7 protein-coding genes are annotated in these 11,874 nt (G+C 57.5%); 1 reads left to right on the forward strand and 6 read right to left on the reverse strand.

All coding sequences use genetic code 11. The features are described 5' to 3' along the window. Window positions 1-248: 248 nt before the first annotated feature. The 6 genes from Poly51_RS04725 to Poly51_RS04750 all read right to left on the reverse strand — a co-directional run bounded on the left by Poly51_RS04725 (window position 249) and on the right by Poly51_RS04750 (window position 10,268). Window positions 249-1,739 carry a DUF1501 domain-containing protein gene (locus tag Poly51_RS04725; RefSeq protein WP_246114260.1) on the reverse strand — a complete coding sequence of 497 codons (1,491 nt, stop codon included), beginning with the start codon at window positions 1,737-1,739 and terminating at the stop codon, window positions 249-251. Further along, window positions 1,736-4,606, reverse strand: a complete 2,871-nt coding sequence (locus Poly51_RS04730; RefSeq protein WP_146454692.1) for a PSD1 and planctomycete cytochrome C domain-containing protein — start codon at window positions 4,604-4,606, stop codon at window positions 1,736-1,738. The genes Poly51_RS04725 and Poly51_RS04730 overlap by 4 nt, the downstream gene beginning before the upstream one ends. Window positions 4,607-4,651: 45 nt before the next feature. Then, on the reverse strand, window positions 4,652-6,421 hold the full coding sequence (locus tag Poly51_RS04735; protein ID WP_186775340.1) for a serine/threonine-protein kinase: 1,770 nt from the start codon (window positions 6,419-6,421) through the stop codon (window positions 4,652-4,654). After that, window positions 6,414-8,375, reverse strand: a complete 1,962-nt coding sequence (locus Poly51_RS04740) for an NAD(+) synthase (protein WP_222435796.1) — start codon at window positions 8,373-8,375, stop codon at window positions 6,414-6,416. Before Poly51_RS04740 ends, Poly51_RS04735 begins: the two co-directional genes overlap by 8 nt. Window positions 8,376-8,489: 114 nt before the next feature. Continuing rightward, the gene (locus tag Poly51_RS04745; protein WP_146454698.1) at window positions 8,490-9,437 is read right to left on the reverse strand and encodes a hydroxypyruvate isomerase family protein; all 948 of its coding nucleotides are present in this window, start codon (window positions 9,435-9,437) and stop codon (window positions 8,490-8,492) included. An 84-nt stretch (window positions 9,438-9,521) separates the two neighbouring features. Further along, window positions 9,522-10,268: an AraC family transcriptional regulator gene (locus Poly51_RS04750; RefSeq protein ID WP_146454700.1), complete on the reverse strand. Its 747-nt coding sequence runs from the start codon at window positions 10,266-10,268 to the stop codon at window positions 9,522-9,524. Between the two features lie 112 nt (window positions 10,269-10,380). Here Poly51_RS04750 and Poly51_RS04755 point away from each other — a divergent pair, with 112 nt between their 5' ends. Then, window positions 10,381-11,757: a DUF1501 domain-containing protein gene (locus Poly51_RS04755; protein WP_146455218.1), complete on the forward strand. Its 1,377-nt coding sequence runs from the start codon at window positions 10,381-10,383 to the stop codon at window positions 11,755-11,757. Window positions 11,758-11,874: the final 117 nt, after the last annotated feature.

Genomic DNA, 11,874 nt, shown 5'->3' on the forward strand with positions numbered 1-11,874 from the left:
TATTTTCATATCGAACGTTTTTCACAAGATCTTAACAAAGCAAAAAACCGACTCCCAAGACCCGCCTAAGGGAAAAGATTTCGGCATCAGTAGCACCCTGGACAGCTCAACTGCCTCATAGACATTACGCGACATTTTTGCGATTAGCCGCAATGAAAAATCAGAAACTGACCCATTTTTCACCAAAAGTCACTGCTCAGTCGCCGATTGGGGGCAAACAACACACATCCGCCAACGCCAAATCTGGATCAAGCCAAAATCGCCTCTACGACACGTGCCTCTTTCACGCCAGTCAGCTTTTGATTCAGGCCTTTGAACGGGTAGCTCATCTGTTGATGATTGAAACCCATCAAATGCAGTAGCGTCGCATGCATGTCACGTACTTGCACCGGATCGACGGCGGGCGTGTAACCCACCGCATCGGTTTCGCCATGCGTGTAGCCCGATTTAACGCCCGCGCCGGCCATCCAGATCGTGAACGCGTCGGGGCTGTGATCACGCCCCATGAAAGCCATCTCTTTGCCGCCGCGATTTTCTCGCATCGGCGTCCTTCCGAATTCACCGCCCCATACGACTAGCGTGTCTTCCATCAATCCGCGACTCTTCAGGTCAGCCAACAACGCTGCGATCGGCTGATCGGTTTGTTTGCACTTGTCGACCAGTCCGAACTCGAGTGCTTCACTTTTGCTGGATCCATGAGTGTCCCAGCCCCAATCGTAAAGCTGAACAAAGCGGACTCCGTTTTCGACCAACCGGCGTGCCAACAAGCAATTGTTAGCGAACGACTCTTTCTCGGGATCGGCGCCATAGGCCGCCAGCGTCTGCGCAGACTCGTTCTTCAGGTCCATCACCTCCGGTGCAGATGCTTGCATGCGGAACGCCATCTCGTATTGGGCGATCCGCGTCAACGTTTCGGGATCACCGAACGATTCGTGCGAATGCCGATTCAATTCGTCTAGCGTATCCAGCACCCGTCGCCGTTCTTCGCGAGTCACTCCGTTGGGATTCGACACATTCAGCACCGGATCACCCTGCGATCGACACTGCACGCCCTGGTAAACCGATGGCAAAAAACCGGCACTCCAAAGCGCCTTCCCGACTCGCGGCAACCGCCCACCCGATAACAGCACGATGAAACCGGGCAAGTCGGAATTCTCGGTACCCAGTCCCCACGTCACCCAAGAACCGATCGACGGCGACCCCATTTGCGAGGTCCCGGTGTGGACCATCAATTGGGCCGGCCCGTGGTTGAATTGGTCCGTCTGCATCGTCTTGATAAAACACAGATCGTCCGCGTGAGAAGCCAAGTGAGGCATCCGATCTGAGAACCACGCACCGCAGTCACCGTGCTGTCGAAAGGGGAACTGCGGTCCGAGCATCTTGGGCGTTCCGTTGATGAATGCGAACCGCTTGCCGTCCAAGAAAGATTGTGGACAGTCTTTCCCGTCAAGCATCTTCAAGTCGGGCTTGTAATCGAACAGTTCAAGCTGGCTGGGCGCACCTACCATATGCAAGTAGATGACTCGTTTGACCTTTGCCGAAAGCGGCGGTGCCAGGGGGCTGAGCGGATTGTCGCGTGCATGCTTTGGCAACACAGCAGCATCGGTCGCAGCGGATTGCGACGCCAGCCATAACGCCCCCAAGCCGGTCGTCGAGTCTCGCAGGAAATGCCGTCGCGTTCGATCTTCCAGCGATTGACGAAAACACTGTTGCCCAATCGTTTCTTTTCGTTTCATCATTTGCTCATGATTTCATCAAGGTTCATCAACACCGAAGCAACGTCGCGCATCGCGTCGCCGCGACTGGATCCGTGATCGACCGATTGTTGAAACAGGTTCTCGATCGCTGAACTTTCCGCCGCATCGGGCTCTCGACTCGCCACCGCCAAAAAACCGAATCGGATCTTTTGGTTCAAATCGCTTCCATTCGATTCCATCCGTTGGGCCAATGCGTTCGCACATTCAACGAATGTCACATCGTTCAAAGTTACCAGCGCTTGCAGCGGAGTATTCGATCGCAGCCGCCGAGGACTACAAAATTCTCGCGACGGTGCATCGAACGTCGACGTCATCGGGTACGGAATGCTGCGTTTGGTGTAGGTGTAGATCGTCCGCCGATACCGGTTTCGGTCGCCCGGACCAGCGGTTTTCCATTTGTCAGCGGCAAACGGTTTCCAAATTCCATCGGGGATGGGCGGAAACACGGGCGGCCCACCAAAATCGTCGGACAACAAGCCCGACGCTGCCAGTGCCTGGTCACGGACCATCTCTGCAGGCATCCGGAAACGCGGACCACGAGCAAGCAAACGGTTCTCTGGATCGTGGTCCTGCACGTCCGCGCGGATGGCGGCCGATTGACGGTACGTCCGGGAGAGCACGATTGATCGAATCAGTTTCTTCGTACTAAAACCCTGAGTCGTAGCGAACTCGATCGCCAAGTGATCTAGCAACTGGGGATGCGAAGGCGTTTCACCGCTGGTGCCAAAATCTTCCTCGGTCGCGACCAACCCGATCCCGAACAGGATCGACCACACGCGGTTGACGGCAACCCGCGCGGTCAGCGGGTTTTCAGGCGACACAAGCCACTTTGCCAACGCCAAGCGATCTTTCGGCGCGTCGTCGGGCAGTCGACCGAAGGCAAGTGGTATCTGCGGCACAACTTCGTCACCCTTGGTTAAAAACAGGCCGCGGATGAACACGTGGGTCGGTCGCTTCAGATTGGCCGGACGTTCGGCCATGACCGGCGTTCGGCTCGATGCAATCGATCGGCGTACGCCCTTGAGCTTCTTGAGGTGATTTCGGCTGGTGATCAAATCGTCGGCGGCCAGTTTTTCCATCAGGTCCGGTTCACTGGAGGCCTCGAAATATCCACGGCGGGTAACCAGCGGGAACGCACCCAGCATCTGCGCCTTGTTGGACCACTTCAGCTCTAAGTGTGATTTGGCGGTTAACGATAGGGGGCTGCGAAGCACAAACACGGCGGATCGGGCGTGGTGAATGCGGGAGTATGCGGCAAATCCGTCGCTGTTCTTTGCATTGAGGCTCTGCTCGGGATCCTTCATCGGATGCGGTTCGTCGCCGATCACTCGCGTGAACGCGACGGGCGTACGAGTCCCGTCGGCAGCGATCAACGCGGCTTCGAAGTGCGAGACCATGAAACCCCATTCCGAATCCGCTTTGGCCGTATCCGGATGGCGAGGCAGGAACGTCGCACGTATCGCAGAGATCGTTTCATGCTGACCCGGCAAACTCGCGTCGATGGTCATGGCGGTACCCACCGAAAGGGTATCCAACGTTACGAACTCGGTGCGTCCGTCGCGTGTCTCGGTCTTGACCTTCGTTTGTTCGGTTGCCGCAGCGGTGAAGTCATTGATCGGCCACCATCCGTCGTCTTCGTCCGCAACGATGGCACGTTCTCGCGCCCAAAGCGATTCTTCGAGGGCATTCACTTGGTTGTCCATTTCACCGGCCCGGGCAAAGTCTCTGTCGTCCAACGGTACGCTCAACAGCGGGTACTCTTCGTTCAAATCGCAATCGACGGTGTTGTTGAAGAACGCCGCGAACTGATAGAACTCTTCGTGGTTGATCGGGTCGTAGGGATGGCTGTGACACTGAACACAACCAAACGTGATGCCCTGCCACGTTTGCCAAACGGTGCTTACGCGATCTAAGACCGCGGCGATACGAAACTCTTCATCATCGGTACCACCTTCTTCGTTGGTTTGCGTCAATCGATTGGCGGCGGTTGCAAGCCGATCGTCGATCGTCGCATCCGGCAACAAGTCGCCGGCGATCTGTTTGATGGTGAACTCGTCATACGGCATGTCGTCGTTGAAAGAACGGATCACCCAATCGCGGTACTTCCAAATTTCGCGGCGGCCGTCTAAACCGAGACCGCGCGAATCGGCATACCGAACTTGGTCCAGCCACACCGACGCCCAACGGTGTCCGAAACCGGCACGACGCAGCAGGTCATCAACCTTGGTGCGGTACGCCTTTTCTCCCGAATGCTCGGCCGCGGCGATGAAGTCGTTATGCTCGGACGGTGTCGGCGGAATGCCGGTCAAGTCCAAGGTGACTCGGCGCAACCATTGGGCTGGCGACGCATCTGGTGCTGGCGCAATGCCTTCGTTCTCTAGCCTTGCCAAGACGAACGCGTCGATCGATCCACGGGGCCAACTTACATCGCCAACTCGCGGCACCTCGATCGATTTGGGAACTTCATAGGACCACGGTTGTTGCCACGATGCACCTTCGGCAATCCAGGTTCGAAACAACGCGACGGCTTCGTCCGACAACGGATGTCCGTGTTCGGGCGGCGGCATGACTTCGTATTCGTTGGTCGACGTGATGCGCTGGATCAACAATGAATCGTTGGGGTGCCCCGGTTCGATCACCAAGAGTGCTTCGTCGCGATGGATGAACGAAATGTCAGCCGCCTTCTTCACTCCACCGTGACAGGAAACGCAGTGCGCGTTAAGCAGCGGGCGAATATCCCGGCCAAAATCAACCGTTTCGGCTGAACCGACGGAAACGAACGAGAGCACCAGGACAAGCGGCCCGAGTGGATGAAGCGTCGTCGAGTTGCTCGGAAAGGTCAAAGGCATTTTGATTCGCATGAAAGCTGTATTGGGACACCGTGTGAACACAGTCTACGTCGATTGCGATTCGAGACCGAAAACGCTGATGTCCGAGAAAAAGGCTTCACCACCTTCCGCCGCCAGTCGAAGCACCGGGGTGGATTCCGCAACGACGTCGAAACTGCCCAGCAGCTTGCCGTCGTGATAGGCAAACCATCGCTGGCCAAACTGACTCCATTGGACGTCTTGCCAGACCGGCGATTCGGAATCTGGGGACTGATCCGCCGCATGTCCCGCGTGTTTGACCCATTCGCCATCGATGCCGGCGCGACGACCCAATTGTGCCTCGCCGCGAGTCAGCCGCACGCACCACTGGATGGTTTCGTTTGGCGATTCGGCCTCGAATGCCAGCTGGACCTCCGCCGCGCCCGCTGTACTGGTGTCGACACGAACGCGAACGCCGCGTCCAACGGCGGGGCCACTCAATTCCGACGGCAATTCCGAAATGGGATGCGAAATCAAACCTTTGCCGGCCAGAACTCGAGACCCTTCGGCATCTGCTCGCACGCTCCAGACGGATTGGTGATTCGTCCAACCGGCGAGGGACTGGCCATCGAACAGCGGCTGGGACCAAAGCGTCTCAATCGACCTCGGTGGCTTTACGTCGGAATTTTTCTTTGAAATCAGCAAGCCGCCGACGCCAACGATGCTTACGATCCCCGCGACCAACGCGGTGATGACGGTTCGGCGATGGAGTCGCGACGGTACGATCGACGTGCCCGACTTGGCTACACTCGACTCCGGTGCATGCACTTGCGCATCGATGCGGCGAATCAGAGTCGCGTAGTCCGCGATGCGTTTCGACGGATCCGGTTGGATCATGTCGACGATCAACTCTCGCACAGACGTCGGCACAGTATCCGGAAACTGTTCCCAACGCGGTGGCTCGCCAGTCACTTTGGCCAACACGAGCGAGTGAATCCGCACGGAATCGTACGGTGGTACGCCCGACAGCATCGTGAACAACGTCGCGCCGAGTGCATAGATATCCGCGCGATGGTCGACCGGATCGCCGGTCAATTGTTCCGGTGCACAATACATCGGCGTTCCAAGTGTGGCGCCGGTCACGGTCAATTGATCGTCTTCGATACCGCCGGGGTCGTTGAAGCGAGCCAAGCCAAAATCCGCGATTTTGACCAGCGGCGCCCCGGGTGGAAGATCGTAACCGGCCGGGGCATCGGCCAACATCAAGTTGGCCGGCTTGATGTCGCGGTGAATGATGTCGTGAGATGCGGCGTAGGCCAATCCCATCGCGGCTTGTTTGACAATCGATAAGGCGTGAGCCAGCGGCAGGCGGCCACGTTCGATTCGCGATCGCAGATCGCCGCCACGCACCCACTCCATCACCAGATAAACGCGACCGCGATGCGTTCCCGAATCAAACGCCGAAACGATATTGGGGTGCTGCATTCGTCCGATCGCGGTGGCCTCTTTTTGAAAACGCTGCAATACACCCGACTGGGTCGACCGGGCCTGTAAAATCGCTTTGACAGCGACATCGCGACGAAGCCGTTCTTGATGCGCGCGGTAAACGACACCGAGGGCTCCTTGCCCAATCACATCCAACAATTTGTATCCCGGCGCCAAGTCCTCCGGCGACATGAAAGCTTCGGTGATCTCGATCGCCGTCGGCGACATCCAACCGCCTTCCAGTGCGATTCGCTGGGCCGGCCCGTCACCGACCGCCAACCGCGCGGTGATTTGTGTCGCGCCGTCCTGACTGACCAGGGACCGATCCACCGCCGTGCCGACGAACTTTTCATCCGCCTCGCGATCATTCACGGAACGCATCCGAGTCCGCGTCGCTGGGCATTCGCCAATCGCCACGCGGCGACAGACTGACCGAGCCGACTTTTGGGCCGTCGGGAACGCAGTTGCGTTTGAACTGGTTGATAAAGAATCGCTTAAAGAAACCGTCTAACGTCGTTGCAATGGTTTCTGATTCATAGGTTTGATCGAACTTCGCATGCGAAGCTAAATACAGAATCTTGTCGCGATCAAAACCGTTGCGGACAAAGTGGTACAAGAAAAAGTCCAGCAACTCGTAGGAACCCACCGTCGCCTCGGTCGCTTGGCGGATCGTCCCGTCCGATCGCGGCGGCAACAACTCGGGCGAGATCGGCGTGTCGGCAATTCGGTGCAGTACTTCTCGCAGCGGACCGTCGTGATCGTGGTCGGCGGCATACCGCACCAAGAAACGGACCAAAGTTTTGGGAATCGACGTGTTGACGTTGTACATCGACATGTGATCGGCGTTGTAGGTTGACCAGCCGAGTGCCTGTTCGCTCATGTCGCCCGTGCCCAGCACGAAACCGCGGCTCATCAACAGCATCGTGCGAATCCGCGCCTGAACATTCTCGAACGTCAGATCCTTGGCGTCGTCGGAAACTTGGTTCAGCGTCGATTGCAATCCGTCGACTTTGGTTTCATCGTTGATCGAGATGCCGAGCGGTGAATGCGCGAGCGATAGAAATGTGTCGAGACACAATTGACGGATATCGATCAGTTCGGGACGAATGCCGGTCAACTCGATCAACTGATCGGCGCTGGCACGGGTGTGATCCGTCGTACCAAAACCGGGCATCGTGATCCCGGCAATGTCCGTTCGCGGTTTCCCGATCGCATCACAAGCTCGGATTGCGACCAGCAGCGCTAGAGTACTGTCCAGTCCACCCGAAACGCCGATCGACAACGTCGTATTCTTGCCCAAACGCGACAATCGCTTGATCAACCCGGCAGTCTGAATCGCAAAAATCTCGGCACAACGAGCTTCCAATTCGTCGCTTTCGTCCGGCACGAACGGGTGCGCATCTAAGTGACGCAGCAAATCCATTCGCGGCAGAGGCCCCCGATCTTCATCGACTTCGGGAAGCTCGATCGTCACCGTACGAAAGTCTCGGTGAGCCCGAGTCATCGCATCATCGAACGATCCGATGACGCGCCGGTCGTGGGCCAGACGCTGCAGGTCAACGTCGCGCGTCACGATCGTTTCGCCGACGTGCGAGGGATCTACACCATCGCCAACACGGCGAGATTCACCCAGAATGCCGCCGTTTTCGGCGATCAAGCAATGGCCGCCGAAGACCAAATCCGAAGTGGATTCGCCTGGACCGGCCGACGAATAGACGTAAGCCGCGATGCATCGGCCCGATTGACTTCGTACCAAGTCGCGGCGCCACGACGCTTTGCCAATCGTTTCGTTGCTGGCCGACAAATTCACCAGCACATTGGCGCCCGCGATCGCGGCGTGCGAGCTGGGCGGAATCGGTGTCCAGAAGTCCTCACAGATTTCGACCGCGATGACCGCATCACCCTGACGCACCAAAATGTCGGTTCCGAAAGGAACGTCATCCCCAAACAATTCGATCGTTTTCGGATCGGCCCCCGTCGAAGCTCGAAAATGGCGCCCTTCATAAAACTCGCGATACGTCGGCAAGAACGTCTTCGGTATCACAGCCTCGATGTTGCCGCCTGCCATCACCGCGGCAACGTTCATCAGCGAGTTGCCGACGACCATTGGCAATCCGACAATCACCACTTTCCGGTGCAAAGATGTGTGCGCTGCAATCTCGGCAAGTGCATCCATCGCCGATTCGATCAATGCATCCGACGCAAACAAGTCTCCGCACGTGTAACCCGTTAGACCCAGTTCGGGCAGAACGACAAGATCTGCGTCGACCCCGTCGATCATCCGCATCGAAGCCGCGGCGTTGGCCGCCGGATTGGCAATGGACATTGCCGGCGCGGCGGCGGCGATACGAAAGAAACCGTGATTCTTCAAGGGACCGAGTTCTGGGGTTAAATGGCGTAAGGAATGGGATTCGGCCGAAAAGTTTCGAAGCAAGCGATGTTAAAAGTCATCGGATTTGCGATAGGCCGCGATGACGGCCTTCTCGCCTTCGACGCCGTTCTGGCTATTGCCGTGCTCCATCCCGATCACGCCGGTGTATCCCTTGGAGTGAATGTGAGCGAAGACATTTTGGTAGTTGATCTCGCCCGTGTAGGGTTCTTTTCGTCCCGGGTTGTCGCCCGATTGGAAATACGCGATCTCGGACCAACACGCGTCGATGTTGGGGATCAAGTTGCCTTCGGTGATCTGTTGATGATAGATGTCAAACAGAATCTTACAGGACGGGCTATCGACGGCCCGACAGATTGCAAACGCCTGATCGCTGCGTTGCAGGAATGTTCCGCCGTGATTGGCGTATGGATTGAGCGGCTCTAGCACCATCACCAAGTCGTGTTTGTCGATCACGTCGACACATCGCCGCAGCATGTCGATCACGTTGGCCGTTTGGTAGCCTTCGGCAAGTAGCGCCTTGCCGTATTTATTCCACTTGTCATCGACGTGTTGTTGATCGATGCTGCCGGGCACGACGGTGAACCACGTTGCGCCGACTCGCTTGGCGACTTCGACGGCGTCGTTCATCGCCTTCATGATTTCGGCGGTCGATGCGTCATCAGGTCGAGTAAACGTTGGCTTGTCAAAGTTCGCGTAGGCAACGAAGACACCCATATGCATGTTCAATTTGGCCAGCGTCTCGCCAATCTTGGTTTGCATTTCGGGCGTTTCGGTTAGCAGGCCGTTGTATTCGAGCGCCGTGAATCCTTGGTCGGCACAGAACTTGATTTGGTCGATCACATCGTTACCGGCCAGGACCTTGAACATCCCGGGGTGTGGCGCGTAGGCGAGCTTGAACTTCGTTGCTCGGGTGGCGGCAGCTTCTTGGGCGAGCGCCGGCGTGGACAACAAAGCGGTTCCTGCGGCGATCGTTTTGATCATGTCGCGGCGTTGCATATCGGTGGTCTCGGATGAGGGATTCGCCTGAAGGATGGATATGACGCCAGTATAGCTGAATTGGTCATTCTCACTTTACCGAACTCACTTTACCGATCGGCGAAACTCGGTCGGCGTCATCCCCATCCAACGACGAAACGTTCGCGTCAGATGAGCTTGGTCGAAAAAGCCCGTATCCAACGCGACTTCGCTGATCGGTGCGTCGGTTTCGGTCAGCAAGCGACTGGCTTGGTGGATGCGAACACGCTGCAGATACTCCGACGGGGGAATCTGAAACTTGGTTCGGAAGCGGCGGTTCAATTGGCTTGATGACAATCCGACCGCCTTGGCGATCTCGGCAACGCTCAGCGGGCCCCCGTACCGCCGCGCTATCAGCGTGGTCGCTCTGCCGATCGGATCCGGTTGGCCGGTGCTGGCGTCGTTGTTGTCGGTCGAATACATGACTCCGGCGATGCCAATGACGGCGCCGGATTTGTCACGCAGCGGGATCTTTGTGCTGATGAAGGTGCTCAACTTTCCGTCGCCTGACGGCACCAGCCAGACTTGTTCGGCCAATTCGCATCCCGAATCGATGACGCGGCGATCCTCTTCCTGGTACTGCAGTGCCCAGTACAGCGGGTGCAGTTCTCGGTCGGTCTTGCCCGTCACTTCGTCGACTGACGTGAAACCACGCATTTTCAGCCAGGACCGGTTGCCGGCGACGAATTGGCCGTTGGAATTCTTGGCGTAGGCGTAAACGTTGGGCAAAAAGTCGAGTAGCCGCATCAACGTGGCTGGGTCGTCCAAAGAGGCAAAGAAATTCGCTCGCAACTGAAGCTTCTCGGTATCCATGCGCGATTTGTACAAACAAATGCGCGATCACTGCAATCCGGCTTGGGAAGCGACATGTACCATGGGGTCTTCCGAAGGTGAGGATTTCCCCGTCGCTTATGAGTCTGTCCCGATGCTGAATTTGACGTCCCGCGGTTCATCGCACACCTGCAACGGCACTCGTCGTCGCGATTTTCTGCAGATCGGTGCTCTTGGGGCGATCGGGCTGGGGCTGCCCGAATTCCTGGCCGCGGCCGAACGAGGCGTTGTTGATCCGTCCAAGGACAAACGGTCCTGCATCATGATCTTCAATCTGGGCGCGCCCAGCCAATTGGACACGTTCGACATGAAGCCGAATGCGCCGGCGGAAATCCGCGGCCCGTTCAAACCGATTTCGACCAAGGGAGATTTCCAAGTCAGCGAAATCCTGCCCGGTCACGCCGAGGTTGCGGACAAGTTTTCGATCGTCCGTTCGTGCTATCACACCGCCGCGGCCGTCCACGACGCGGGATGGCAGATGATGCAAACGGGCCGGCAATTCAATGGCGGCGTCAACTATCCGCATGCCGGCGCGGTGCTGCAATACATTCGAGGCCGGCGCAGCGACTTGCCCGCCCACGTGGTGCTGCCCGAAACGATGGGGCGAGGTGGAGGGAATCTTCCCAACGGACAAGCGGGCGGTTTTCTGGGCAAGGCGTATGACCCGTTCTCTTTGATGGCCGACCCGAGCGTCGAAAACTTCAAGGTTCCCGACCTGCTGCCGCCGAAGACGTTGGGTGATGTACGGATCGATCGACGGCGTCGAATGCGGGCGGCGATCGAGAGTCGCATGGCCGAACTGGAAGCGACTGAGTCGGCCAAGATGTTGGACAAGAACTTCGAAGCCGCCTACCGATTGATGAACAGCCCGCAAGCTCGCGAGGCTTTTGATTTGACGAAAGAACCTACCGCCGTTCGCGAACGCTACGGCTTGAATCGGTTCGGCCAGAGTTGTTTGTTGTCACGACGTTTGATCGAAGCGGGCGTTCGGTTTGTCACGATCAACACGTTCTTGACGGTGTTCGGCGAAATCACCTGGGACATCCACGGCAGCAAACCGTTCACGACCATCGACGGCATGAAGAACATCGTCGCGCCGATGTACGACCAAGCCTATTCGGCATTGATCGCGGACTTGGATCAACGTGGATTGCTGGGCGATACGTTGGTGTGCGGATTGGCCGAGTTCGGACGGACACCAAAGGTGAATCCGGCGGGCGGGCGAGACCACTGGCCCCAGTGTTTCAGTTGCACGTTTGCCGGCGGCGGTGTTCAAGGCGGTCGCGCAATCGGTGCAAGCGATCCGATCGGCGCCGTGCCGGCAGATCGACCAACGAACCCGGGCGAGATCATCGCCACGATCTTCAAGAGTCTGGGCTTGGACCTGCACGCCGAGATGCCGGGCCCCGGCGGACGCCCGTTCCCGTTGGTGGATTTCGGTGTTCGCGAAATCAAAGAACTGTTCGCCTAACAGCCTATTGAAAAAGGGGGCTGACCCTCTCCGACGTTTCGAATTCACAATGTTTCAGCAACGTCTCCAAAGGGTCAGACCCCTTTTTCAACAGGTTGCAAAGCCGGCCACCCTGTG

It is taken from the genome of Rubripirellula tenax (assembly GCF_007860125.1).
Taxonomy (GTDB): domain Bacteria; phylum Planctomycetota; class Planctomycetia; order Pirellulales; family Pirellulaceae; genus Rubripirellula; species Rubripirellula tenax.

Bases quoted from the DNA above. Each gene is read 5' to 3' on its own strand.
- Poly51_RS04725 (WP_246114260.1), bottom strand. From the start codon at position 1,739: ATGATGAAACGAAAAGAAACGATTGGGCAACAGTGTTTTCGTCAATCG.
- Poly51_RS04730 (WP_146454692.1), bottom strand. From the start codon at position 4,606: ATGCCTTTGACCTTTCCGAGCAACTCGACGACGCTTCATCCACTCGGG.
- Poly51_RS04740 (WP_222435796.1), bottom strand. From the start codon at position 8,375: ATGTCCATTGCCAATCCGGCGGCCAACGCCGCGGCTTCGATGCGGATG.
- Poly51_RS04745 (WP_146454698.1), bottom strand. From the start codon at position 9,437: ATGCAACGCCGCGACATGATCAAAACGATCGCCGCAGGAACCGCTTTG.
- Poly51_RS04750 (WP_146454700.1), bottom strand. From the start codon at position 10,268: ATGGATACCGAGAAGCTTCAGTTGCGAGCGAATTTCTTTGCCTCTTTG.
- Poly51_RS04755 (WP_146455218.1), top strand. From the start codon at position 10,381: ATGCTGAATTTGACGTCCCGCGGTTCATCGCACACCTGCAACGGCACT.